Genomic DNA, 24950 nt, shown 5'->3' with positions numbered 1-24950 from the left:
GGGGCAAATAGGGACAAATTCCAGCAGAAGGCCCGGGTATCCCACTCAGGTGGCCCGTTTGAATGATCAAAATGGTGGGGGGTTAGCATATGAGCACCGCCTAGCTCGAAAGATGAACCTGTGACTGTCAATGAGGACTCGTTCACCAGCTGGAAAAACCGCGAGGAGATCGCGGAGTCGATGATCCCGATCATCGGGAAGCTGCAGCGGGAGCGGGACGTCACAGTCCTGCTCCACAGCCGTTCCTTGGTGAACAAGTCGGTGGTCAGCATCCTCAAGACCCACCGATTCGCGCGGCAGATCGCCGGTGAGGAACTTTCCGTCACCGACACGATGCCGTTCCTGCAGGCTCTGACGACGCTCGATCTCGGCCCTTCCCAGATCGACATCGGCATGCTCGCCGCCACGTACCGGACCGACGACCGAGGTCTCTCGGTGGCGGAGTTCACCGCCGAGGCCGTCGCCGGCGCCACGGGTGCCAACAAGATCGAGCGCCGTCAGGCGCGCGACGTCGTCCTCTACGGCTTCGGGCGCATCGGCCGCCTCGTCGCCCGCCTGCTCATCGAGAAGGCCGGCTCCGGCAACGGCCTCCGACTGCGCGCCATCGTCGTCCGCCAGGGCGGCGAGCAGGACATCGTCAAGCGCGCCTCGCTGCTGCGCCGCGACTCCATCCACGGCCAGTTCCAGGGCACGATCACCGTGGACGAGGCGAACAGCACGATCGTCGCCAACGGCAACGAGATCAAGGTGATCTACGCGGGCGACCCGTCGGAGGTCGACTACACGGCGTACGGCATCAAGGACGCCATCCTCATCGACAACACCGGCAAGTGGCGTGACCGCGAGGGCCTGTCGAAGCACCTGCGCCCCGGTATCGAGAAGGTGGTCCTGACCGCCCCGGGCAAGGGCGACGTCCCCAACATCGTCCACGGCGTCAACCACGACATGATCAAGCCGGACGAGCAGATCCTGTCGTGTGCGTCCTGCACCACCAACGCGATCGTCCCGCCGCTGAAGGCCATGGACGACGAGTTCGGCGTACTGCGCGGCCACGTGGAGACCGTCCACTCGTTCACCAACGACCAGAACCTTCTGGACAACTACCACAAGGCCGACCGTCGTGGCCGCTCCGCGCCGCTCAACATGGTCATCACGGAGACCGGTGCCGCTTCCGCGGTCGCCAAGGCGCTGCCCGACCTCAAGGCGCCGATCACCGGCAGCTCGATCCGCGTCCCCGTACCGGACGTCTCGATCGCGATCCTCAGCCTGCGGCTCGGCCGCGAGACCACCCGCCAGGAAGTCCTCGACTACCTCCGCAACGTCTCGCTGACCTCGCCGCTCAAGCGCCAGATCGACTTCATCACCGCACCCGACGCGGTCTCGAGCGACTTCATCGGCTCGCGCCACGCCTCGATCGTCGACGCGGGCGCCACCAAGGTCGACGGTGACAACGCGATCCTCTACCTGTGGTACGACAACGAGTTCGGCTACTCCTGCCAGGTCATCCGCGTCGTCCAGCACGTCTCCGGGGTGGAGTACCCGACCTACCCGGCCCCGGCGGTCTGACACCGGCGGACTCTCCGTGAGGCGGACCCCGCTGGTCTGCCTCACGGAATCAGTTCCACAACCGCCGCTCCTCCCCGCGCGGGTCCTCCACGACGCCCTGTTCCGGGTGGTCGAAGACCATCACGGGGCGGCGCCGGAGACCGTACGGCTCCCAGCCCGGGTCGCCGTGCGCGGTGAACGCCACCCAGGCGGCGTGCATCCGGCGCGCGAGGTCCTTCGGTGCCTCGCGGCCGGCCAGCCCCTCGGCGCCCGGCCTGTCCAGGGTGTCGAAGGCGAAGCCGATCTCCAGGGCGTGGCAGGCGCCGAGGTTGCCGACCGGAGTGCGCCAGGCGAACTCGTACATATGGGTGGTGGCGCCGGCCCGGGCACGGGCCTCCGCCATCCGGATCGCGGGCAGCCGGAAATAGCGGTCGGTGAGTACGGCGGCCAGCACATCGCCGGGCGTGGCATCGGGCCGCGCCCCGGCGTAGGCGTCCGCGACGGCCGGCGTGGCCAGGGACCGCAGCGCGTCGGCACCGATGGCCCCGGCGGCACCGGTCGGGACGAGGAACAGCCGCTGTTCCTCGGTGGTGGTGCCCGTGAGCAGCGGAACACCTTGGCCCGCGCCGGCGGCGATGGCGTCGAGCGGTGGCCGCTCGAGGACGTCGCCGTCCACGACCGGCGGAAACGGCATCGCGGCCGCCACCACGCTGGGTCCGTAGCGGCCGCGACCGGGCCGTGAGCCGAGGTCGGCGGAGATGCGCCGTTGGGCCGTGAGCAGGTCCGGCAGCGCTACGGAGGCGAACGCACGGGCGGTCGGTTCCACCCCGAGGAGCCGTGCCGCTTCCGCGGTCACCAGCCGGGCGTCCTCGGCGGTCACGAATCCCTGGCCGGCGCCGCTCTGCGCGACGGCGCGGTGGAACAGGCCGGCGCTGTGGTCACTGGACAGCAGGGAGACGACGCTCATCGCCCCCGCGGACTCGCCGGCCACGGTGACCTGGCGCGGGTCGCCCCCGAACGCGGCGATGTTCTCCTGGACCCAGGCCAGCGCCGCCAGTTGGTCGCGCAGACCCAGGTTGGCGGGGGCGTCGGGGAAGAGCGCGAAGCCGGGTACGCCGAGCCGGTAGTTGAGGGAGACGAAAACGACGCCGTCCCGGGCGAAGGCGTGCCCGTCGTACGTGGGCACGGCCGAGGAGCCGTGCATGAAGGCACCCCCGTGGATCCACACGAAGACGGGCAGACCCGAGGCCCCGGGGTCGGGCGTCCACACATTGAGGTTGAGGAAGTCCTCGCCCGGTATGGACGGTTCGGGCAGCAGCCGGGCCAAGGCCGGCGGGTAGGCCGGCGCGGGCGCCGTCGGCCCGAACCCGACCGCGTCCCGGACCCCGTCCCACCTCTCCGGCGGGGCGGGCGCCCGGTACAGCTCGTCGCCCCTGGGAGCGGCGGCGTACGGGATGCCGAGGAACGAGGCGACCTTGTCGGTGACGCGCCCGCGCAGGCGGCCCTGCTCGATGGTGACGACCGTATCCATTCGTACCCCCTCGACGTCATGGAGCCCACAACATACCGAGCGGTCGCTCAGGCGGCTAGGCCGGGGGCTGGGCCGGGGGTGACGGGTCAGCGGTTGATCGCGTCGCGGACCTCGGCGTACACGGTGGCGTCCGTCAGGAACGCGCTGTGGCCGATGCAGGCGGTCTGCCTGTTGGTGGCACCGTCGAGGGAGACGCTGCTGTCGGGGTTGATGAAGGTGTCGCAGGGTGACCACCAGGTCGCGTACCGGGGGCTTCCCGGGGTCTCGTCACCGGAGTTGAGGGCGGTGAGGAAGTCCGAGCCGATGCGCATGTCGTGGCAGGAGGCGTCGAAGCAGGTGTTCGCCGTGTCGGTACCGTGATTGGGACCCGCGAGCGAGACCCAGGCGTCGATCTGGGCGCTGCCGCCGAGGTGCTTGGCGTAGTGGCGCGAGGAGAGTCCGCCCATGGAGTGGCTGACGACATCGGCCTTCGAGGCGCCGGTGGCGGCCAGCAGCCGGTCGACTTCCGCGGCGAGCTCCTGGGCGGTGGTGGCGTTCGACTGCCGCGAGTCGTACTGCCACTGACGCAGGTGCGAGGTGGGCCAGCCGTCGTTCCTGAACCGGCTCGCCATGGTGTCCCAGTTCGCCGCGCTGCCGTTGTAGCCGTGCACGAACAGGACCGGATGGCTGGTGGAATGGAACGTCGATGTTCCGGCCGCGCCGGCGGGGGCCCAGGACAGCAGGGCCAGGACGGCGACAGCAAGGCAGGCGACGATTGCGGGCTTTCTCACGAGTGACCTCACGGGGAAGGGGGCGCGGAGCAACGCCTGGGGCGGAGGGGGGGCTGTTGCGGAGCGCGTCATTCCCGGGTCACGGAAAGACCGAGCGGCACAAGGTGCCGAGGAGGTGCCGAAAGGTTACTGCCAGGTATACGGCAGAGGGCAAGAGGCGTGCGGCAGGTACTTCGGGAGCCGCGGGTGGCGCCGGTCGGCGGACCGGCGCCACGGTGGCGGGGCTGAGGTCAGAGGGTGGTGGTGTCGCAGAGCGCCACACCGAGGACGTCGTTTCCGGTCGTGCCGTAACCGGGAAAGGTCACGGTGTCGCCGGGAGCCGCCGTACGGCAGGGCGCCGAGGTGCCGTCCCGGTATTCGACCGTCACGTGCTGCGTACCCTCACAGCCGTTGCTGACGAACGTGTAGCGCCAACCCGCCGAGTACCCCACGCACGCGGGTGCCGCACCGCCGGCCTCCGTCGCCTCCGCCACGGCCGGCGTGGCGCCTGCGACGGACAGCACCACGCCCACAACTCCGTACATGACTGAACGCACAGCCTGGGACACGAGAGCTCCAGCCTTCATAGGTCGAATGAGTCACCCTCAGTATGGGGACGCCTCGCCATGGCTGAAAAAGTTTTCGCCAAGTTGCGCAAGTTTTCCGGAGGTTGGCGGCCATGGGACAGGCCTGGCCCTTGCCTCAGGTCCTCGGGAACCCACCAGGTGGTTCTCGTGTCACCTTCAATGGTGGTGTCCGGCCGCACGGCGCATCGAAGGCGTCCAAAACACGCAGGTGCCTCCCTCCCTTCTGCCTTCAGGAAGTTATGGTCGGTCGATCCAGGGTCCGGCGGGCGGCCGCGTCCCAGGCGGTCCGGTCACCCGTCGGTTCATAGCGCGTCAGGGGCTGGGTCCGGGCGAGCAGGCGGCGCATCGCGGGCCGGTCGCCGACCAGGCCGCCGGCCCTCGCCTGCACCAGGACGTTGCCCAGCGCCGCGGCTTCGGCCGGCCCCGCGATCACGGGCAGGCCGCAGGCGTCGGCGGTGAGTTGGCACAGCAGGGCGTTGCGGGCCCCGCCGCCGACCACATGGACGACGTCGACGGGGTGGTCCGCGAGCCGCTGCGCGTCCTCGACGGCGCGCCGGTGGGCCAGCGCGAGGGAGTCCAGGATGCAGCGCGTGACTTCCGCGGGGGTGGAGGGCACCGGCTGGCCGGTGGCCCGGCACGCGTCGGCGATGCGCCGTGGCATCCAGCCGGGCGCCAGGAAACCCGGGTCGCCCGCGTCGACCACCGACCGCTGGGGCGGCCGCCCGGCCGCGTCACGGAGCAGCGGCGCGAGCTCCGGCGAGCCCCATTCCCGCAGGCACTCCTGGAGGAGCCACAGGCCCATGATGTTGCGCAGGTAGCGCACCGTGCCGTCGAGGCCCAGTTCATTGGTGAAGTTGGCGGTACGACTGGCCTCGGTGAGGACCGGGGCGTCCAGCTCCAGGCCCACCAGCGACCAGGTGCCCGTACAGATGTAGGCGAACCTCTCCCCGCCCGTCGCGGGTACGGCGGCGACCGCCGACGCGGTGTCGTGCGAGGCGACGGTGGTGACCGGCACGGGGCCCGGCAGCCCGGTCTCCTCCCGTACGTGGGGGAGGAGGGTGCCCGCCGGGTCGCCCGGGCGCCGCAGCGGCGGGAACAGGGACAGGTCGATGCCCAGCCGGGCGGCCACGTCCCGCGCCCAGTCGCCGGTGCGCGGGTCGATCAGCTGGGTGGTCGAGGCGTTCGTCAGCTCCGTGCCCTGCCGGCCGGTGAGCCAGTACGTGATGAGGTCGGGAATCAGCAGCAGGCGCCGGGCCGCCGCGAGCCCGGCGGTGCCCTGTGCCGCGACGAGTTGGTAGAGGGTGTTGAAGGGCGCGTACTGAATGCCCGTCACCGCGTACAGCTCGGCCGCGGGCACACGCGCCCACACCTTCTCCGCCACGCCTTCGGTACGGCCGTCCCGGTAATGCACCGGATTGCCCAGCAGCGCTCCGTCCGCGTCGAGCAGGCCGTGGTCGACCGCCCAGCTGTCGATGCCGACCGAGTCGACCGGCCCGGCCGCACGGAGCCCGTCGATGACTCCGGCGTACAGGCCGAGGACGTCCCACCGCAGCCCTTCGGCGAGCCGTACCGGCCGGTTGGGGAAGCGGTGCACCTCCAGCAGGTCCAGCGATTCCGCCCCGGCCGGGCCGGTGCCCACCCGGCCGACCATGACGCGCCCGCTGGACGCGCCCAGATCGACCGCCGCGTACGACGCCGTACCGCTCACCGGAGGAACGCGGCGGCCACGCCGGCGTCCACCGGAACGTGCAGCCCGGTCGTGTGCGTCAGCTCCCCGCCCGTCAGCGCGAACACCGCGTTCGCCACGTGTTCCGGCAGTACCTCCCGCTTGAGCAGGGTCCGCTGGGCGTAGAACTCGCCGAGCCTGTCCTCCTCCACCCCGTACACAGCCGCCCGCCGCGCACCCCACCCGCCCGCGAAGATGCCGGAACCGCGCACCACCCCGTCGGGGTTGACACCGTTGACGCGGATGCCGTGCTCGCCCAGCTCGGCCGCCAGGAGGCGCACCTGGTGCGCCTGGTCGGCCTTGGTGGCCGAGTACGCGATGTTGTTGGGGCCCGCGAAGACGGCGTTCTTGGACGCGATGTACACCAGGTCACCGCCCAGGCCCTGCGCGATCATGGTCCGCGCGGCCTCCCGTGAGACCAGGAAGGAACCGCGGGCCATGATGTCGTGCTGCAGGTCCCAGTCCCTCGCCGTGGTCTCCAGCAGTGGCTTCGAGATGGAGATGCCCGCGTTGTTGACCACCAGGTCGACCCCGCCGAACGCCAGCACAGCCGCCGTGAACGCCTCGGTGATCTCGTCCTCGGAGGTGACGTCCATGGTGACGGCGACCGCCCGGTCCGCGCCGCCGAGTTCATCGGCCACCGCCTCGGCACTCTCGCCGTTCAGGTCCGCGACGACGACGCACGCGCCCTCGGCCGACAGCCGCTGTGCGACGGCCTTCCCGATACCGCTGCCCGCGCCCGTCACCAGCGCCACCCGCGCCGCGAGCGGCCTGGGCTCCGGCATCCGCCGGAGCTTGGCCTCCTCCAGCGCCCAGTACTCGATGCGGAACTTCTCCGACTCCTCGATGGGGGAGTACGCCGAGACCGCCTCGGCTCCGCGCATCACGTTGATCGCGTTGACGTAGAACTCACCGGCCACGCGCGCCGTCTGCTTGTCCTTGCCGAAACTGAACATGCCCACGCCCGGTACGAGGACGATCGCCGGGTCCGCGCCGCGCATGGGCGGCGAGTCGGCCGTCGCGTGCCGCGCGTAGTAGGCCGCGTACTCCTCGCGGTAGGCGGCGTGCAGCTCCTTCAGGCGCGCCACCGCCTCCTCCAGCGGCGCGCCGGGGGCCACGTCCAGGACGAGCGGCCTGACCTTCGTACGGAGGAAGTGGTCCGGGCAGGACGTGCCCAGGGCCGCCAGCCGGCCGTGCCCGGCGCGCGCCAGGAAGTCGAGAACCACGTCGGAGTCGGTGAAGTGGCCGACCTGCGGGCGGTCCTGGGACGCCACGGCGCGGATGTACGGGGCCAGCGCCGCCGCCCGCTCACGGCGCTCGGCCGGCGGCAGCGCCTCGTACCCCTCGATCACCGGGCCGAAGGGATCCGGCCGGCCCCTGTCGGCGAGGAACGCCTCGGCGGTGCGGATGATGTGCAGTGAGTTGCGTTCGCACTCCTCGGAGGTCTCGCCCCAGGCGGTGATGCCGTGGCCGCCGAGGACGCAGCCGATGGCCCGCGGGTTGGCCGCCTTGACCGCGGCGATGTCGAGCCCGAGCTGGAAGCCGGGACGCCGCCACGGCACCCACACCACCGTGTCGCCGAAGCACTCGGCGGTCAGCTTCTCCCCGTCGGCGGCGCAGGCGAGCGCGATCCCCGAGTCCGGGTGGAGGTGGTCGACGTGCGGCGCGTCCACCAGGCCGTGCATCGCCGTGTCGATGGACGGGGCGGCGCCGCCCTTGCCGTGCAGGCAGTAGTCGAACGCGGCGACCATCTCGTCCTCACGCTCCACGCCCGGGTACACCTGGGCCAGCGCCCGCAGCCGGTCCAGGCGCAGGACCGCCAGGCCCGCCTCGGTGAGCGTACCGAGGTCGCCGCCCGAGCCCTTGACCCACAGCAGCTCGACGTCGCCGCCGGTCACGGGATCCGTGGCGGTCCCCTTCGCGGAGGCGTTGCCGCCCGCGTAGTTGGTGTTGCGCGGGTCCGTGCCCAGGCGGTGCGAGCGCGCCAGCAGCGCGGCCGGCGCGGGATGGAGTGCGGAAGACATGGGGTGTCCTTCGAGCCGTGGGAGGAGGGGGAGGGAGGGGGAGCGGCGTGTGGGCGAAGGGTTCGCGTGCCGGTGAAGGGCGCCGATGAAGGGCGCCGATGAAGGGCGCCGGTGAAGGGCTTCGGTGAAGGGCTTCGGTAAAGGGCGCGCTGCTCAGGCGCCCCAGCCCGCCTGTTCGCCGCCGACCCGCTCCTCGGCGATCTTCTGCGCCCAGCCCGAGCGGTGGTAGGCGGCGACGGGGTCCGGGTCGAGGCCCGACTCCTCACGGAGCTCGGCCAGCAGCGGGCGTACGTCGGTGTGGTAGGCGTCCATCAGCACGGCGTTCGCGGCCAGGACGTCACCGGACCGCTGGGCGGCGGCGAGGGCCTCACGGTCCACCAGGAGCGCTTTCGCGGTGGCCTCCTGCACGTTCATCACGGAGCGGATGATCGCCGGGATCTTGGCCTCGATGTTGTGGCACTGGTCGAGCATGAAGGCGACGCCGGACGTGAGCGCCCCGCCCCGGACCACCTCGTCCATGATGCGGAACAGCTGGAAGGGGTCAGCGGCGCCCACCATGAGGTCGTCGTCGGCGTAGAAGCGGGAGTTGAAGTCGAAGCCGCCGAGCTTCCCCTCGCGCAGCAGCGTCGCGACGATGAACTCGATGTTCGTGCCCGGCGCGTGGTGCCCGGTGTCCACCACGACCTGGGCCTTGGGCCCGAGCTTCAGGCAGTGGGCGTAGGCGGTGCCCCAGTCCGGGACGTCGGTGGTGTAGAACGCGGGCTCGAAGAACTTGTACTCCAGCAGCATCCGCTGGTTCTCGCCCAGCCGGTCGTACACCTCCCGCAGCGCTTCGGACAGCCGGTCCTGGCGCTCCCGGACGTCGTCCTGGCCGGGGTAGTTGGTGCCGTCCGCGAACCACAGCTTCAGGTCCCCGGAACCCGTCGCGTCCATGATGTCCACGCAGGCGAGCAGGTGGTCCACGGCCTTGCGGCGGACCTTGGCGTCGGGGTGGCACACACTGCCGAGCCGGTAGTCGTCGTCCTGGAAGGTGTTGGAGTTGATCGTGCCCAGGCGCAGGCCCCGCTCTTCGGCGTACGCGGCCAGCGCGGCGTAGTCGTCGACCTCGTCCCACGGGATGTGCAGCGCCACCGTCGGGGCGGCCCCGGTGAGTTCGTGCACCTTCGCCGCGTCGTCCAGCTTCTCCCAGGGGGTGCGCGGGACTCCCGGCTGGGCGAAGACCTTGAAGCGTGTGCCGGAGTTGCCGTAGGCCCAGGAGGGCGTCTCGACGGCCTGGGCCCTCAGAGCGGCCTTGGCGGCCGCCTTCGCGTCAGTCATAGCCACCTCATGAATCGTTTCATCGAGAGGCTAAGTGCAGGGCGCAAGGGCGTCAAGAAGTCAGGATCTACTGCTTGAATGGATTCAAGCATCCGGTGTGCGACCCCGCCCTCCCGGGCAGGGCCGCACGCCGGGTCTACCGTGTCAGCGGCGCGTGGCGGACCGCCGGCGGCACGGGAGCGTAACCGGTGGGGCGGGTGGTGAAGGTGCCCCGGCCGTGCGTCCGGCTCCGCAGCCGGGACGCGTAGCCGAACAGTTCGGCCAGCGGCACGGTCGCCGTGATCAGTGCCGTGCCGGCCCGGGCCGTCGAGCCCGACACCCGGCCGCGCCGTGCCGCGAGGTCCCCGAGCACACCGCCCACGGCGTCATCGGGAACGGTGACCGTGACCTCGACGACCGGCTCCAGCAACGCCATCTCCGCGGCGCGCAGCGCGTCCCGTACCGCGAACCGGCCCGCGGTACGGAACGCCATCTCCGAGGAGTCCTTGGAGTGGGTGGCCCCATCGGTCAGCGTCACCCGCAGCCCGGTCACCGGGTGCCCGCCGAGCGGCCCCTCGGCCAGGGCGTCCCGGCAACCGGCCTCCACGGCACGCATGTACTCCTGCGGTACGCGGCCGCCGACGACCGCCGACCGGAAGACGAAGCCCTCGGTCCCACCACCGTCACCGTCGCCGTCACCCAGCGCCTCCACGTCGATGACCACATGGGCGAACTGACCCGCGCCGCCGTCCTGCTTGACGTGCCGGTACACCAGCCCACGCACCCCGCGGACGACGGTCTCGCGGTATGCCACCTGCGGACGGCCGACGGTGATGTCGAGCCCCTGCGCGCGACGGATCTTCTCCACGGCGACCTCCAGATGCAGTTCACCCATCCCCGACAGCACCGTCTGACCCGTCTCCGGATCGCTCCGTACGACCAGGGAAGGGTCCTCCTCCACCAGCCGGGCCAGCGCCGAAGCCAACCGGTCGGTGTCGGGGCTCCTGCGCGCCTCGACAGCCACGGAGACGACCGGGTCGGCCACGCCGGGCGGTTCGAGAACCAGGGGCGCCGCCGGATCGCACAGGGTGGTTCCCGGGCGGGCGGCCTTCAGCCCCACCACGGCGACGATGTCCCCGGCCACCGCACGGTCCACCTCCTCGTGCCGGTCGGCCTGCACCCGCAGGATCCGGCCGATCCGCTCCGTGCGCCGCCCGCCCATGTCCAGCACGGCGTCTCCTCTCCGTATCGTTCCGGCGTACACGCGCAGGTACGTCAGCCGGCCCGTCGCGGTCGCACTCACCTTGAAGGCGAGCGCGGCCAACGGCGCCTCGGGGTCGGCCGCCCGCTCCTGCACGGTGTCACCCGACGTGCCGCGCACCGCCGGTACGTCCAGCGGTGAGGGCAGGTACGCCACCACGGCCTCCAGCAGCGGCTCGATGCCGCGATTGCGGTAGGCCGACCCGCACAGCACCACGACACCCTCGCCGTCGCGGGTCAGGTCCCGCAGGGCCGCGTCGAGCGTGTCGGGGGAGAGCGCCGACTCCGTACAGAACTCCTCCAGCGCGAGCGGGTGGAGCTCCGCCACCGTCTCCTCCAGCAGTCGGCGGCGCCGGTGCGCCTCCTCCCGCAGGGCGTCGGGCACCGGGCCCTCCTCGGCCGTGTCGCGGCCGGCGGCCCAGCGGAGCGCGCGCATGCGTACCAAATCCACGACTCCGGTGAACTCCCCCTCGCGCCCGATCGGCAGCTGCACCACCAGCGGGACCGTGCTCAGCCGGGTACGGATGGACTCGACCGCCCGGTCGAGGTCGGCACCGGAGCGGTCCAGCTTGTTGACGAACGCGATGCGCGGCACCCCCAGCCGGTCGGCCTGACGCCACACCGCCTCGCTCTGCGGCTCCACGCCCGCGACGGCGTCGAACACCGCCACGGCGCCGTCGAGGACCCGCAGCGCCCGGACCACCTCGTCGGAGAAGTCGACATGGCCCGGTGTGTCGATGAGGTTGATCCGGTGACCGTCCCAGGTACAGCTCACCGCGGCGGCGAAAATGGTGATCCCCCGATCGCGTTCCTGCGGGTCGAAGTCGGTGACGGTGGTTCCCTCGTGGACCTCCCCACGCCGGTGGGTGGCACCGGTGACGTACAGGATCCGTTCGGTGAGGGTGGTCTTGCCGGCGTCGACGTGGGCGAGGATGCCGAGATTGCGGATGCCGGAGAGAGGAGGAGTGGTACGCACGGCCCGAGGCCTTTCGTCAGTGTTCGAGAAAAGGGCGGCGCGATTCCCGGGACGAACGCGGCCGGCCCGTACGTCGGAACGCGTCCGGGCAGTGGCAGCTGGGGCAGGGGAAAATCAGGTGTTCGTCACGGGCATCCGGCGACGGCCGCGCAGCCGTCGTCGGGCGGACGAAGACACCGGGATCACATCGAACCGCGACCGGGGAACCACGAAAGCAGCGCGACAACGCATGATCGGGCCCCCTCTCTTGTTCCACTGGCGGCAGCAGCGCGCCACGGCGAGTGTAGTGAGCCGGCCAGGCCCGGCGCCTGCCAATATTGACGTCGCGTCAGGGCGCCGCGCGTGACGGGCCGCGTCCGAGAGGTCCAGTAACGTGGGGTTGTTCATCCCGGCCTCGCGTCAGGACGGCCGATCACCGGAGGGGGTGGCCCTTTGCGGGTCAAGGATTTCGATCACGTCGTGCTCAACGTCGAGGACGTCGAGCGGTCGCTGGCGTTCTACTGCGGCCCCCTCGGCCTGGAGCCGGTGCGGGTCGAGGAGTGGCGCGCCGGGAAGGTCCCGTTCCCGTCCGTGCGGGTCAGCCCGACCATGATCATCGACTTGCTCGGCCGCCGGCGTGGCGAATCCAACGTGGACCACATCTGCCTCGTCGTGGACCCCGTGGACTGGCAGGAGGTCATCGACTCGGGCACGTTCGACGTGCTGGAGGGCCCGGTCAGCCGCTTCGGCGCACGCGGCAGTGCCCAGTCCGTCTACGTCAAGGACCCCGACGGCAACACGGTCGAGCTGCGCTGGTACCCGCAGGACGCCGAGGGCTGAACCGCAACGCCCCGCGCCGCCCGCCACGGCAGGGCGGCCCTGCCGGACGACGCGAGGCGGTCAGCTCACGGCTCGCCGGCCGTCCGACTCCAGTGCCGCCTTCAGCCGCTCCAGCGTGGTGCGGATGTTCCCCCGCTGGAAGTCGGCGAACGTACGCCCCCGCGTCGCGATCCGGTCGAACGCGCCGGCAACGGCGTCGGGCCACGCCCGCCGGTCGTCGGTCCAGATCTCGGTGACCCGGGTGGCGCCGCCCTCGACCGGCTCGAAGCGGTACTCCCAGGTGGCGATCGCCCCCGGCAGCCACGGACGCCGCGCCCCGATCGCGTGCACGCGGAACGCGAAACGCTCACCGGGGTCGGCGGCCGTGACCGTGCACCTCGTCACCCACGCGAAGGGACCACGCTTGTTGCGGCCCTCGAAGACCATGCCCACGTACGCGCCCCGGCGCTCCCCTCGTACGGTCGCCCCACGGTTCTCCGGGCTCCAGCGGCCCATGGCGGTGGGGTCGCTGAGCCGCTCGTACACCGTCATGGGGGCCACATCGATGACGATGCTGTCCGACACGGACATGGTGCGGGGCATGGCGGCACCTCCTGGTCCACGGCTGTCCGGCACAGCCGGTGGGGATCCACACCCTACTCGGCAGTAATGCCGCGCGCCCGACGGGCACCAGCGGGCCGGTGCGGTGATGATCGGCTACAGGGGCACGTCGCCGGCCCCGTACAGCCCCGGGAGTGGTGCCATGACCGTCGCGGTCGTCCTCTTCACGTCGGATCTGCGCCTGCACGATCATCCGCCCCTGCGCGCGGCGCTGCGCGCGGCCGACGAGGTCGTGCCGCTCTTCGTCCTCGACCCCGGCATCAGCGCGGCGGGGTTCGACGTGCCGAACCGCCGCGCCTTCCTGGCGGACTGCCTGACCGACCTCGACGCGCGTCTGCGGGAGCGCGGCGGACGGCTCGTGGTGCGCTCCGGGCCGGTGGCCCGGGAGGTGGCTGCGGTCGTCGCCGAGTGCGGGGCCGGCCAGGTGCACATGGCGGCCGGTGTCACGCGCTACGCCCACCGGCGGGAGGAGGCGCTGAGCGCCGAGCTTCAGGCGCGTGGCGTCGCCCTGCAGGTGCACGACGCGGTGGTCACGGCGGTGGCCCCGGGCGCCGTGACACCGGCCGGCTCCGACCACTACGCCGTGTTCACCCCGTACTTCCGGCGCTGGTCCCGGGCAGGCCTGCGGGAGATCTACGACGCGCCGAGCACCGTACGGGTCCCGGAGGCGGTACGGGGGGAGAAGGTCCCGTCCCGGGAAGACGTTGCCGGGGTCTCGCCGGGGCTGGGGCCGGGCGGTGAGACCGCGGGCAGGAAACGGCTCTCCCGCTGGACGCGCTCGGGCCTCGCGCACTACGCGGACCTGCACGACGACCTGGCCGGGGACGCGACGTCACGCCTGTCGCCGTACCTCCACTTCGGTGCCCTCTCCGCCGTCGAACTCGTCCGCCGGGCGTCGGCCCACGGCGGGCCGGGCGCGGAGGCATTCGTGCGGCAGCTGTGCTGGCGCGACTTCCATTACCAGGTGATGGCGGCCCGGCCCGCGGCGTCGGTGCGGGACTACCGCCCGCGGCAGGACCGGTGGCGTTCGCCGGGGGAGGCGGCGGAGGAGATCGCCGCCTGGCGGGAGGGCCGCACCGGCTACCCGGTCGTCGACGCGGCGATGCGTCAGCTGCGGCACGAAGGCTGGATGCACAATCGGGCCCGTCTGCTGGCGGCGAGTTTCCTGACCAAGACGCTGTACGTGGACTGGCGCATCGGCGCCCGGCACTTCCTGGACCTCCTGGTGGACGGGGACATCGTCAACAACCAGCTCAACTGGCAGTGGGTGGCGGGCACCGGCACCGACACGCGGCCCCACCGCGTCCTCAACCCCGTGGCCCAGGGCAAGCGGTTCGACCCCAGGGGCGAGTACGTACGACGGTGGGTGCCCGAGTTGCGGGGCGTGGACGCGCGCCGGATCCACGAACCGTGGCGGTTGCCGGAGGCCGAGCGGGCCGCGTTGGACTACCCCGAACCGCTGATCGACCTCGCGGAGGGCCTCGCGCGTTTCACACACGCACGGGGGCGGGACTGACCGCTCCGTACGCATCGGCGGCATCACCAAGCGGTGGCCGGACCGGTTGGACACGGCCCACCCGTACGGCCTCGCCACCCCGCAGCCGGTGACCGAGCGCCTGCTCAACGAACGTGCCCTGGAACTCGGTGCCGAGATCCGGCGCGGTTGCGAAGTGGTCGGGCTGAGCCAGGACGAGGACGGGGTGACCGTCGAGCTGGCGAGTGGGGGCACCCCCGCCCATGAGGGCGTAGCCGGCGGGGGAGGCACGCGCCTGCGCTCACGCCACCTCGTCGGGTGCGACGGCGGCCGCAGTACGGTGCGCAAGCGGCTCGGCGTCGGTTTCCCCGGTGAGCCCGCCACGGTCGAGACGCTGCTGGGCGATATGGAGCTGACCGAGGATCCGGCGACCGTCGCCGCCGTCGTCGCGGACGTCCGCAAGACCCAACTGCGGTTCGGCGCCATACCCGACGTGGACGGCCACGCGGGTGTGTACCGCATCGTCGTGCCCGCCGAAGGGGTGTCCGAGGGCCGTACGACCGCGCCGACCCTCGAGGAGTTCACGCAGCAGCTGCGGGCCGTCGCCGGCACCGACTTCGGCGCGCACTCGCCGCGCTGGCTCTCCCGGTTCGGCGACGCCACCCGTCAGGCCGAGCGCTACCGGGTCGGCCGGGTGCTGCTGGCCGGCGACGCGGCGCACATCCACCCGCCGACCGGCGGGCAGGGGCTGAACCTCGGCGTGCAGGACGCGTTCAACCTCGGCTGGAAGCTGGCCGCCGAGGTGGGCGGCTGGGCGCCGGAGGGGCTGCTGGACAGCTACCACGCCGAACGGCACCCGGTGGGCGCCCGCGTGCTGGACAACACCCGCGCGCAGATCACGCTGCTGGGCACCGATCCGGGTGCGACCGCGCTTCGGGAACTGTTCTCGAAGCTGATGGACTTCGAGGAGGTGAACCGGTACGTGACCGAGATGATCACCGCGGTCGGGGTCCGCTACGACTGCGGTGACGGCCACGAACTGCTCGGCCGGCGACTGCGGGACGTGAAGCTGAAGCAGGGTCGCCTCTACGAGCTGATGCACGGCGGCCGCGGCCTGCTGCTCGACCAGACCGGCCGGCTCTCGGTGGAGGGCTGGGCGGACCGGGTCGACCACGTCGTCGACGTCAGCGAGGAACTGGACGCGCCGGCGGTGCTGCTGCGGCCGGACGGCCACGTGGCGTGGGCCGGTGCAGACCAGCAGGACCTGCTCGCCCGCCTGCCCACGTGGTTCGGCGCCGCCACCGGCCGAGCGTCGCACCCTGACAAGTGAGAGCCGGCCGAACGGCGGCTTTTCTCCCCGCTGTCGATCCCGCCTGTGCTCCGCCCGTTGGTGCCCACGCGCGCCTCCTCGCTCCGCGTGACGGCACGGGCGCCCGCCGCCGGCCCTGCGAGCGGTCCTGTCGGAGGTGACGTCCTCGGCCGTACCGGGCCTCGACGCGGGCGCCGTTCGCGGACTGCTCGTCGTGGTGAAGGAGCTGTGGCCGCAGCGGACACCCCTGCCCCCACCCGGAACACCACCGGCGCGGCAACCGGCGGCCGATCCGGCGATCGGGCTGCTCCGTGACCTCGTCACCGACTTCAGGGGCAGCGCGGCGCGCTCCGGTACACGATGCGGCTCCCCGGGCTGCTGCGCGCACCGCTCGACAGCTCACCCCGCACCGTCCGTCTCACCACCGAGCCCACCGCTCTGCTGACAGATCCGGGGGCCGGACGCCTTCCGGTGGCCCCGCAGCGCGGCCGGTTCCAGGTCCGGCTGGTCGACGACGGGGCACCTGCCCGCGCACCCGGCCGGCGGAGCCTCGCCCCACCCCTCGACGCCGCCACGCTCTAGACTTTTCGTGTGGGGAGACGGTCGCCGCTGGTCGGCCGAGCGGCCGAGCGGGCAGAACTGCTCGACGCGCTCGCGCGATGCCGTGCCGGTGAAGGCGGCCTGTTCCTGCTGAGCGGGGACTCCGGGTCCGGCAAGAGCAGGCTCGTCGCGGACGCCCTCGCCGACTGGCCCGGAGGCGTGGTGTCCGGCGCCGCCACGCCGAGCGCGGGCGCGTACGCGCCGTTGGGCGATGTGCTGCGCGCCGTGTCCGACGAGGGCGGAGAGGTGCCGGCGTACCGCGCGGGTGATCAGTCGGCCCTGCTCGGCACGGTCGAGCGCACCTTTCGCAACCTCGGGCGGCGACAGCCGACCGTGGTCGTCCTGGAGGACCTGCACTGGGCCGGTGCCGCCGCCGTCGACCTGTTGCCGGCGCTCGCGGTGTCGATGGCGGCCGAGCCGTTGCTGCTGATCGGCACGTACCGCGGTGAAGAGCTGTCGCGTACGCATCCCATCCGGCACATGCGCACCGAGCTGCGCCGCAGCGGCCACTTCGTCGAGGTCGCACTGCGTCCGCTGACCGCCGAAGAGACCGGCGAGCTGCTCACCGGCCTGCTCGGAACGGCGCCCTCTGCCGGGCTCGTGTCCGCCGTACACGACAGGGCGGAGGGCTTGCCGTTCTACGTCGAGGAACTCACCGCCGCCCTGGCGGAGAGCGGTGCCCTGCGGGAGTCCGACGGCGGGCTCGACTTCGCGGCAGGCACCGAGCTGCCGGTGCCGGAGAGCGTGCTGGACGCGGTGCTGGTCCGCACGGCGGCGCTGCGGCAGCGGCACCAGGCCGCGGTCGAGCTCGCCGCCGTCCTCGGCGTACGGGTGGATCTGCCGGCGCTCTCCGACCTCGTGGAAGCGGCCGACATCGACCAGCTCCTCGACAGTGGGCTGCTCACGGAACGGGCGCACGATCCCGGCTCGGCGGAATTCCGCCACGCGCTCGTACGGGACGCCCTGTACCGGACCATTCCCTGGGCCCGCCGGCGTCACCACCACCACCTGGCCGCCGAGTGCCTCACCGCCCGGGGCGCCCCGCCCGAGACGGTCGCCGAGCACTGGATCGCCGCGCACGAACCCGAACGTGCGAAGCCGCTGCTCCTCAGCGCGGCCGAGAGGCACTGTTCCGTGTACGCCTACAAGGACGCCGCCGCGCTGGCGCGGAGAGCTCTCGCCCTCTGGCCGGAGGAGACCGACCCGGCCGGCCGGACGGCCACCATGGAGCGCCTGGCGGAGTGCGCCGAGCTGTGCGGGGAGCTCGACTCGTCCGTGGCCCTCTGGACCGACGTCGCGCGGCTTCGCCACTCCAGCGGTGACCTCGCGCCGGCCGGGGCGGCGTACCGGAGACTGGCGAACGCCGCCGGGCTGCAGGGCGACTGGGCCCGTGCCGTCACCGCACGCGAGAGCGCGGCCGACACGTACGCGGCAGCCGGCATGCGCGGTGAAGCGGCGGTGGAACGGCTCGCGCTGGCGGACCAGCTGAAGTCCGCGGCGCGGCACTCGAAAGCACTGGACCAGGCCGTGGCCGCGGCCGAGGACGCCGAGGCGGCGGAGCGCACCGACCTCAAGGCGCGCGCCCTCGCCCTGCAGGGCTCGCTCCACTCCGCCCTGGGAGACGGCGTGCGCGGGGTCGCGGTCGCACGGTCCGGGCTGGAGCTCGCCCTCGCGGATGAGCTGCCCGAAGCGACGGGCGAGGCGTACTACGAGCTCGGGGAAGCCCTCGCGTACGCAGCCGACTACGGGGCAGCCGCGGACGCCATCGACTCGGCACTCGAGCTGTGCCGGGCGCACGGTGTCACCGAGCTGGCGCAGGTCTGCTTCACCTGCATGTCACCGGTGGTCCGGCTCATGGGCGACTGGGACCGCTCACTGGCCATCTGCGGCGAGGTGCTCGGCGACGACCGGATCCCACAGGTGCTGCGTATGGTCGCCGAGGAGGAGTCGGGCCTGATCACCGTGCTCCGGGGAGACCGCCGGCGCGCGAGAGCGCCGCTGCGGCGCTCCGCCGCCTTCGGGCGCGACAACGAGGTCTTCGGCATGGAAGTCGGTGCGACCTGGGGCCTGGCCATGGTCGCCGATCTCGACGGCGACGAGCGCACGGCCCTGAACACGGTGACCGCCATGCTGGCGCGATGTCTCCTGAAGGAGGAATGGCACTACTCACTGCCCGCGCTGCGGTGGGCCGCCACGTTCCTGGCCGAGCGGCACGACGGCGACGGGCCGCCCCAATGCCACCGCGTGCTGGCCACGGCCGCGACACAGAACAGTTCGCCCAAAGTACTGTCCGCCCTCGCCCACGCGGGCGGCGAGCTCGCCATGGCCGACGGCGACACGGCCCAGGCGGCGGCACACTTCGGCCGGGCGGTGGACCTCATGGGCGGCATCAGCGCGCCCTTCGAGCGGGCGCTCAGCCAGCTGCGCCGGGGGGTCGCGCTGGCGGGTGAGGGCGACCGGGACACCGCGGTCTCCACCGTGACCAGTGCCTACCGGACTGCACGCCGGTTGGGAGCCAGGCCGCTGGCACGCCGTTGCGCGGCCGAGCTGGCCCAGCGGGGGGAACAGGTGGACCAGCGGCTGGGGCGCCTCGCAGCCCGCTCGCTGGAGCCGGTCGGCCTCACCCGCCGGGAGAAGGAGGTGCTGCGCCTGCTCGCGGACGGCCGTACCAACCGGGACATCGCCCGGGAACTCTTCGTCAGCCCCCGCACGATCGACATGCACGTGCGCAACCTGCTCGGCAAGCTCGGCTGCTCCTCGCGCGTGGAGGCCGTCCGATACGCGGTCGACCTGGGACTGGCCCAGGTACGTGCCGGCCGGGCCGAAAGCGCCCCTGAGCAGCAGTCGAAAATACGGCACTAGCGGGCCGCGAATACGGCAGGACGACGCATGCTGTCTCCTTCCCCGCTCCCTAGCGTGAAGGCCGGACACCGAGAACAGGCACCCGAGACCGGGAGGCAGCCATGGAAAAGCTGGCCATCGTCGTGCGGGACGACGCCTACGACAAGATGCTCACCCCACTGACCTTCGCCTGGCTGTACGCGGAAAAGGGCGTGCAGGTCGACGTGCTCTTCGTGCTGTGGGCCGTGCGCGCCCTCACCAAGGAGGGCGCCGCCTCACTGGAGGTCGAAGGGCGACACCGCGGAGCGGACGAGGAAGCGCTCCGGCAGAAGATGATCGAGGACGGGGAGCCGACCGAGATCCTGGACTACCTCACCCACCTCAAGGGCACCGGTCACGTGAACCTCTACGCCTGCCGCCTCGCCGCCGACACGTTCGGCGTCGAGGAGTCGAACCTGATCCCCGAGGCGGCGGGCATCGTGGACGCCACCTGGTTCCTCGAGGAGAAGGCGAGCGCTGCCGACCACTGCCAGTACTTCTGACAGCACCCCGTCCACGGCACCCTGTCCACCGCCGGGCGCCCGGCGCGCCCGGCCGGCCGCAAGGGAGACTTGTTGACCTCACCTTCGGTTCAGGTTCTAGCGTGATGTTTCACGCAGACCAGTGGCGGCCCATGGACGGGCTGGACCACTGCAACCGGGGAAGAGAGCGACTTTGATGAACACTGCCTCAGAACGTACCGACGCCCAGCCGGCCGTCACCGTGATCGGTCTGGGCGAGATGGGCTTCGCACTCGCCGGTGCCTTCCTGGACGGCGGGCACCCGACCACGGTGTGGAACCGTACGCCGGAGAGGGCCGACCCCCTGGTCGCCAAGGGAGCTGAGCGGTCCGCAACGGTCCGCGACGCCGTTGCCGCCAGTCCTCTTGTGGTCGTCAGTGTGAAAGGCAATGCGACGGTCCGCGCGGTTCTGGAATCGTCGGGCGACGCGCTTTCCGGCCGCTCCGTGCTCAACCTCACGGATGGGACCTCCGCAGAGGCCAGGGCCGTGGCCGAGTGGTCACGGACCAGGGCGCGCAGTATCTCCATGGGCAGATCATGACGATCGCTCCGGGCATCGGGGGAGCGGAGACAGTGATTTTCTATGGCGGTTCCGACGCCGTGTTCCACCACTTCCACCCAACACTCCAGCTCATCGGCGGCCGGGGAACGCTGGTCTCGGCCGACGCCGGCGTACCGGTCCTGTACGGGATGGCCGTGCACGGCACCATGTGGGGCGCGCTCAACGGATTCCTGCACGCGACCGCTCTGCTGTCCAGCGAGGGCATCGAGGTGAAGCGGTTCCTGGACGGCGCCGGCCCGTCCGTTGCCGCACTGCTGGCGTCCTTCCCGGTGATCGCCGACGAGGTCGACCGTGGTGAGTACGCGACGCAGTACGGAGCGCTCCAGCACCACCGGCCCTCGGTCGAGGACCTGGTCCGGGAGAGCGGGGCGCGGAACATCGACGTCGAATTCCCGGCCTACACCCTCGGCCTCGTGAACAAGGCCGTGGAAGACGGCCATGCCAATGACAGCTACTCGCGTCTGATCGAACACTTCAGGAGGGCTGCCTGACGGGCAAAAGCCCAGGCCAGGCGCTGATCCGGAGATGATCCGCTCCTGGTCCGGATCTTGGCACGCCGGTTCTTTCGGTGAGACACGCGTGGTCGGGCCGTCCCTGGCCGGCCCGGTCCGCTGCGGAAACGTGAACAGGGGCGATGACGGCTTCGGCCGGGGTGCAGTCGTTGCGGGGAGCCCGAGGCAGGATGGTCGCCTGCCGGGCAGGGGGTGCGTGTTGTCGTACCTTCCTGCCCGCGCCCGGAGGGATCCCAGTGGCCTGTTCGGCCTCGTACCGCTTCACTGGGGTCGTCCGGGTCAGTCCACGACGATGCCCGGATAGCACTGCTCGTGGTGCCAGTCCGGGGCCACCGGGTAACCGCAGTGGCAGAATTCGGGCCGGGCCGACTCGCCCCGGGCGCGCCGGGTCAGGGCGATGATCAGGGGCTGGCGGTCCAGCCAGGACGCCGCATCGTCGTGGTCGGTCAGGCCGAGGGCCTCCGGCGTCACGTCGAGCCCGTCGGCGAGCAACTCGATGAGCTGGTCGGCCTGTTTACGGATGAAGCGCAGGACGTTGCCGCAGTAGGGCGGGGACATCTCGTCCAGTCGGTGGCGGCGGTCCTGAACGTCCTGCCAGACCTCGTCCTGGTTCAGGAGGTTCACCCAGTGCTCCTCCGAGGTCCAGCGTGCCGTCGGCGCGACGGGTCCGCTGCTGCCCGCTGATCGCACGAACGCCTGGGTTTCCGCGGCCTCTTCGAGGGCCAGGCAGTACTGCGCGTGGTCCTCGGCCGCCAGGCGCCGGTAGATCGCTACGGACGTGTCGGCGTCCCGGCGCGCGGCGGCCAGGTCACCCCCGGTGCCGAGCCGGGCCTGGGCCGACTGGCGCAGGATCTTCGCGTGGCCGCTCTCGTACCGGACCGGGTCGGCCGCCGCGAGCCGTGCGGTGATCCCCGCCGCCTCGTCGGCCAGGACGAGGGCCTCCCGCCACCGCTGCAGCCGCCCCAGATAGGTGACGAGCTGCGACGCGAGGTCGGCCAGGACGGGCTCATGCACGGAGGGCGCCACCGCGGCCAGCCGTCGGGCGGTCGTGACCGCCTCCTCCAGCGCGGTCACCGCCTCCTCCCTGCGCCGCGACGCCCACAGCAGGACGGCCAGGTTGCCCAGGCACTGCGCCAGCTCGGCCTCGCCGAGTACGAACGCGCGGGCGAGCAGTGACCCGGCGGGCGGGCCGGCCGCCAGGCCGCGCCGGGCGAACTCGATGGCCCGCGCCTGCGCGGCCACGGCGTCCGAGAGGCGGCGCAGCCGCCAGGAGAAGATCCCGAGGCTGTTCAGGGCGAGCGCGAGGCCGGTCTCGTACTGGCCGGGTCGGGTCGCCGTCAGACGCCAGAAGATCCCGACCGCTTGCTCCGTGGGGGCCATGGCCCGGTCCGGGTATCCCGCCGCGGCCAGCCCCCGGCCCACCTGTGCGAGGGCCAGGGCAAGGCCGGGCTCATGGGCCGCCGGGTCCGCCCCGGCCAGGTCCTGGAAGAGCGCGGCCGCCTCCTCAGCCGCGTGCAGGGCGCGGTCGGGGGCGTCGGCGTCGAAGGCGTGCTGGGTCAGGTGCAGCAGCGCGGTCGCCAGGGTCGCGGTCGGGGCTGTCTGCGGTGCTGCGGACGAGAACGCGGCTGTGGAAGGGGACGAAGACGGTGACCCAGCCGGGTGTGCACCGGCAGCCGCCGCCTTCCGGAAGCAGCGCACCGCCTCCTCGTCCGCGGCCAGCGCCTCTTGTGCCCGACCCGCCCGGCCGAGCCGGAAGCCGAGGCTCTGGTGCAGGCGGCCGCGTTCGGCGGGGTCGGCGGTGTCGGGGAGGCGTTCGGCGACCAGTCGGGCAGTGAACGTCGCGATGCCCGCGTCCAGGTCGAGCTGCCCGAACTCCGGGAAGCAGGCCTCCACGGAGGCGAGTACGGAGGCCGGCAGGGTGGTCTCGGCGAGCGCCGTGAGGGCCGCGCTGCCCGCGGCGACGGCCACCGACGGGTCCTGCCGCAGGATCTCCTCCAGGTGCCCGGCGATGTGCGGCCAGCGCCCCGGTGCCGCCGCGGCGGCCAGGAACGTCAAGCCGCGCGTGACCGACGGCGCGACCGCACCGTCCGGGCCGCGGGCGCTGAGCGTGCGCGCTGTCGGTGCGGCCCAGGGGGCGGCTGGATAGCCGGTCACGCGGTGCCCGTCGAGGCTGAGGGCGAGGAAGTCCTCGGCGAGCCGGTCCGGGTAGAGCGGCTCGAGGACGGCGCCCGGCTCCGATGCCGGGTAGCAGGTGCCGTGGTCGGTGAGCAGCCGCAGCGGCCGCTCCAGGCCGATCCCCGCGAGCAGGGCGCTCCCGTCCTCCGGCGACACGGCCCCGGAGAGGGCGGCCGCGAACACGACGCGGTTCATGTCGCTCGGCGCGGTGCTGAAGTCCAGGCCCTCCAGGCGGTTCTCCCACAGCCGGGACCAGTGCCGTCGCTCCCGGTTCAGGAGGTACGCGGAGAGGCCGGCCAGGTCGTTCGGGGCCTGTTCGCCGCGTACGTGGGCGTCGACGGCGACCAGGGCGGCCATGTGCACTGCGAGGACGAGCCCGAACTCCGGGCTCTCCAGATCCTTCGGTTGTGCGATCACGGCCGGGTCGGGAACGCCGTACCGGGCGGCGAAGCAGTCCCGGGCCGCGACGAACATGGCCGACCGGGCCCGCGGGTCGCCGCCGGGGGCGCCCAGCGGGCTCAGCTCCTGGTCCCGTGTGCCGGCCATGACGTCTTCCAGGGCGGAGCGAACGGCGGGCCAGGCGGTGGCCGAGCGGGCGAGCAGCAGCAGCCGGGTCGGCAGTGAGCGGGCGAGCAGCCGGTTGCTGAACAGCCAGGTGAGGTGCGAGACAGGCCAGCGATCCGCGTAGTCGACCATGAGAAGAAGGCCACGAGCCCCGTGGGGCCGCAGGTCCGCGCCGCTCTCCTGGCTCGTGTCCAGGACGGCGCCCGGGCCATGTGTGGCCGTGACGACCTTCCAGCCCGCGGCGGCGCTCTCGGCGGCGAACTCGTCGGCGAGGCGGCTCTTTCCGTGCCCGCCGGGGCCGTGCAGCCATGTCGCCGAGAGCCGCGGCCCGGGGGCGTCCCGCCAGGCTGCGAGCTCGGCGCGCTCCCGCTCCCGGCCGGTGAAGTCGACCAGCCGGTAGCGGGCGTTGAGCATCCGGCTGGGCTGGTGAAGCAGCCAGGTGTCGTCCGGTGCGGGGGCCGTGGGGCGCTCGCCGAGCAGGTAGACGGGCCCACGATCCGGGAAGACATGCAGGTCGGCGCCTACGACGCCGTACCCGAAGCCGCTCTCCACACGGATCGTCTGGTGGACGGCCGCCTCTGCGGCGGGGGCGGGCGGCGGTGCGGCACCGCCGCCAGTGCTGACCCGACGGCCCTGCCGGGTGTCCTCGTCAGCCCCTGTCACCGAGCGGCCCCGCCGGTACCTTCGCTCCTGACCTCCCTTTCCCTCTGCGGCGGTTCGGCGGTACGGTCCGGCGCCGACTCGGGGCTGTGGTGATGGTTGACGATGTTTCCGCCCTGCACCAGGAACGCCTTCCCGTTGTCCCGCACGACGACGTCCTGCACCCACGTCGGTTCGCGGTTCCCGGCGGGCCGGACCTCCTCGATCAGGGCCCGCAACTCCTCGGCCGCGGCCGGGTCGCGCTGCAGCAGCGAGCGCAGCTCGAGCTGCCACAGTGGAAGGAGCGTCTGGCGCACCTGGTCGCTGTCCTCGGCCTCCGCCACGAGCGCGGCGTTGCTGTCGAGTTGGCCCTCGATCGCCTGCTGCCGTTCCTCGCTTCCACGGCGCCGGAACAGCTCCGCCACGCGGGTGCGGGCGAGTATCCAGGAGTCGGTGGCCATGGCTCCGACCACCGCCGTACCGCCAGCCATCACGAGTTCGTCGAGCACAATTCCTCCCTCTGCGGGCCCCGCTGACGTCGCGCACTCCGTGCGCCGCGTCCCGCACCGACGACCGTAGAACATCCAGCCGGAAACCGGGG

The 24950-nt window shown here is 72.1% G+C and carries 18 protein-coding genes and 1 pseudogene; 9 read left to right on the top strand and 10 right to left on the bottom strand.

What is annotated here, in order from left to right:
* Positions 1 to 120: 120 nt before the first annotated feature.
* A complete protein-coding gene (locus tag BKD26_RS28530; protein WP_084903948.1) occupies positions 121 to 1566 on the top strand; it encodes a glyceraldehyde-3-phosphate dehydrogenase in 1446 nt (481 codons plus the stop codon).
* Positions 1567 to 1615: 49 nt separating this feature from the next.
* Here BKD26_RS28530 and BKD26_RS28525 read toward each other — a convergent pair whose 3' ends face one another.
* From BKD26_RS28525 to fusA, 7 genes are all read right to left on the bottom strand, one after another.
* On the bottom strand, positions 1616 to 3076 hold the full coding sequence (locus BKD26_RS28525) for a carboxylesterase family protein (protein WP_084903945.1): 1461 nt from the start codon (positions 3074 to 3076) through the stop codon (positions 1616 to 1618).
* A gap of 86 nt (positions 3077 to 3162) precedes the next feature.
* Positions 3163 to 3846, bottom strand: coding sequence for a triacylglycerol lipase (locus BKD26_RS28520; RefSeq protein ID WP_084903942.1), 684 nt, complete (start codon positions 3844 to 3846; stop codon positions 3163 to 3165).
* A 230-nt stretch (positions 3847 to 4076) separates the two neighbouring features.
* A complete protein-coding gene (locus BKD26_RS28515) occupies positions 4077 to 4370 on the bottom strand; it encodes a hypothetical protein (RefSeq protein ID WP_084903940.1) in 294 nt (97 codons plus the stop codon).
* Positions 4371 to 4641: 271 nt separating this feature from the next.
* Positions 4642 to 6063, bottom strand: a complete 1422-nt coding sequence (locus BKD26_RS28510) for a rhamnulokinase family protein (protein ID WP_084904074.1) — start codon at positions 6061 to 6063, stop codon at positions 4642 to 4644.
* A 53-nt stretch (positions 6064 to 6116) separates the two neighbouring features.
* Positions 6117 to 8162 carry a bifunctional rhamnulose-1-phosphate aldolase/short-chain dehydrogenase gene (locus tag BKD26_RS28505; RefSeq protein WP_084903938.1) on the bottom strand — a complete coding sequence of 682 codons (2046 nt, stop codon included), beginning with the start codon at positions 8160 to 8162 and terminating at the stop codon, positions 6117 to 6119.
* Between the two features lie 153 nt (positions 8163 to 8315).
* The gene (gene rhaI, locus BKD26_RS28500; protein WP_084903936.1) at positions 8316 to 9479 is read right to left on the bottom strand and encodes an L-rhamnose isomerase; all 1164 of its coding nucleotides are present in this window, start codon (positions 9477 to 9479) and stop codon (positions 8316 to 8318) included.
* Positions 9480 to 9615: 136 nt separating this feature from the next.
* Positions 9616 to 11694 carry an elongation factor G gene (fusA, locus tag BKD26_RS28495; protein ID WP_084903933.1) on the bottom strand — a complete coding sequence of 693 codons (2079 nt, stop codon included), beginning with the start codon at positions 11692 to 11694 and terminating at the stop codon, positions 9616 to 9618.
* Positions 11695 to 12126: 432 nt separating this feature from the next.
* Here fusA and BKD26_RS28490 point away from each other — a divergent pair, with 432 nt between their 5' ends.
* Positions 12127 to 12513 carry a VOC family protein gene (locus tag BKD26_RS28490; protein ID WP_084903930.1) on the top strand — a complete coding sequence of 129 codons (387 nt, stop codon included), beginning with the start codon at positions 12127 to 12129 and terminating at the stop codon, positions 12511 to 12513.
* Between the two features lie 60 nt (positions 12514 to 12573).
* On the opposite strand, the gene BKD26_RS28485 is transcribed toward BKD26_RS28490, so the two are convergent.
* Positions 12574 to 13095: an SRPBCC family protein gene (locus BKD26_RS28485; protein WP_084903927.1), complete on the bottom strand. Its 522-nt coding sequence runs from the start codon at positions 13093 to 13095 to the stop codon at positions 12574 to 12576.
* A gap of 160 nt (positions 13096 to 13255) precedes the next feature.
* Here BKD26_RS28485 and BKD26_RS28480 point away from each other — a divergent pair, with 160 nt between their 5' ends.
* The 7 genes and pseudogenes from BKD26_RS28480 to BKD26_RS28450 all read left to right on the top strand — a co-directional run bounded on the left by BKD26_RS28480 (position 13256) and on the right by BKD26_RS28450 (position 20950).
* Entirely contained in the window at positions 13256 to 14629 is a 1374-nt protein-coding gene (locus BKD26_RS28480; protein WP_084903924.1) for a deoxyribodipyrimidine photo-lyase, read from the top strand.
* 16 nt (positions 14630 to 14645) lie between these two features.
* Positions 14646 to 15917: pseudogene (locus BKD26_RS28475) on the top strand (FAD-dependent monooxygenase); the annotation flags it as partial.
* A gap of 339 nt (positions 15918 to 16256) precedes the next feature.
* Positions 16257 to 16478 (top strand): hypothetical protein, encoded by a 222-nt coding sequence (locus BKD26_RS28470; protein WP_084903922.1) that lies wholly within the window; start codon positions 16257 to 16259, stop codon positions 16476 to 16478.
* A gap of 9 nt (positions 16479 to 16487) precedes the next feature.
* Positions 16488 to 19358 (top strand): helix-turn-helix transcriptional regulator, encoded by a 2871-nt coding sequence (locus BKD26_RS28465; RefSeq protein WP_084903919.1) that lies wholly within the window; start codon positions 16488 to 16490, stop codon positions 19356 to 19358.
* Between the two features lie 101 nt (positions 19359 to 19459).
* Positions 19460 to 19879, top strand: coding sequence for a DsrE family protein (locus BKD26_RS28460; RefSeq protein WP_084903917.1), 420 nt, complete (start codon positions 19460 to 19462; stop codon positions 19877 to 19879).
* Positions 19880 to 20054: 175 nt separating this feature from the next.
* The gene (locus BKD26_RS28455; RefSeq protein WP_084903914.1) at positions 20055 to 20438 is read left to right on the top strand and encodes an NAD(P)-binding domain-containing protein; all 384 of its coding nucleotides are present in this window, start codon (positions 20055 to 20057) and stop codon (positions 20436 to 20438) included.
* On the top strand, positions 20435 to 20950 hold the full coding sequence (locus BKD26_RS28450) for a hypothetical protein (RefSeq protein ID WP_084903912.1): 516 nt from the start codon (positions 20435 to 20437) through the stop codon (positions 20948 to 20950). Before BKD26_RS28455 ends, BKD26_RS28450 begins: the two co-directional genes overlap by 4 nt.
* Before the next feature lie 300 nt (positions 20951 to 21250).
* Here the strand turns inward: BKD26_RS28450 and BKD26_RS40570 are convergent, their stop codons facing one another.
* The gene (locus BKD26_RS40570) at positions 21251 to 24373 is read right to left on the bottom strand and encodes a tetratricopeptide repeat-containing protein (protein WP_084903909.1); all 3123 of its coding nucleotides are present in this window, start codon (positions 24371 to 24373) and stop codon (positions 21251 to 21253) included.
* Positions 24370 to 24858, bottom strand: a complete 489-nt coding sequence (locus BKD26_RS28440; RefSeq protein WP_084903907.1) for a hypothetical protein — start codon at positions 24856 to 24858, stop codon at positions 24370 to 24372. The genes BKD26_RS40570 and BKD26_RS28440 overlap by 4 nt, the downstream gene beginning before the upstream one ends.
* Between the last annotated feature and the right edge of the window lie 92 nt (positions 24859 to 24950).

This window comes from Streptomyces sp. CB03238, assembly GCF_002099185.1.
In the GTDB taxonomy this organism is placed as follows: Bacteria; Actinomycetota; Actinomycetes; order Streptomycetales; family Streptomycetaceae; genus Streptomyces.
Note: the sequence above shows the minus strand (reverse complement) of the source record. Positions and strands in the feature narration are given on the sequence as shown.

Bases quoted from the DNA above. Each gene is read 5' to 3' on its own strand.
- BKD26_RS28525 (WP_084903945.1), bottom strand. From the start codon at position 3,076: ATGGATACGGTCGTCACCATCGAGCAGGGCCGCCTGCGCGGGCGCGTC.
- BKD26_RS28515 (WP_084903940.1), bottom strand. From the start codon at position 4,370: ATGTACGGAGTTGTGGGCGTGGTGCTGTCCGTCGCAGGCGCCACGCCG.
- BKD26_RS28510 (WP_084904074.1), bottom strand. From the start codon at position 6,063: ATGGTCGGCCGGGTGGGCACCGGCCCGGCCGGGGCGGAATCGCTGGAC.
- BKD26_RS28505 (WP_084903938.1), bottom strand. From the start codon at position 8,162: ATGTCTTCCGCACTCCATCCCGCGCCGGCCGCGCTGCTGGCGCGCTCG.
- rhaI (WP_084903936.1), bottom strand. From the start codon at position 9,479: ATGACTGACGCGAAGGCGGCCGCCAAGGCCGCTCTGAGGGCCCAGGCC.
- BKD26_RS28485 (WP_084903927.1), bottom strand. From the start codon at position 13,095: ATGCCCCGCACCATGTCCGTGTCGGACAGCATCGTCATCGATGTGGCC.
- BKD26_RS28480 (WP_084903924.1), top strand. From the start codon at position 13,256: ATGACCGTCGCGGTCGTCCTCTTCACGTCGGATCTGCGCCTGCACGAT.
- BKD26_RS28470 (WP_084903922.1), top strand. From the start codon at position 16,257: ATGCGGCTCCCCGGGCTGCTGCGCGCACCGCTCGACAGCTCACCCCGC.
- BKD26_RS28460 (WP_084903917.1), top strand. From the start codon at position 19,460: ATGGAAAAGCTGGCCATCGTCGTGCGGGACGACGCCTACGACAAGATG.
- BKD26_RS28455 (WP_084903914.1), top strand. From the start codon at position 20,055: ATGAACACTGCCTCAGAACGTACCGACGCCCAGCCGGCCGTCACCGTG.
- BKD26_RS28450 (WP_084903912.1), top strand. From the start codon at position 20,435: ATGACGATCGCTCCGGGCATCGGGGGAGCGGAGACAGTGATTTTCTAT.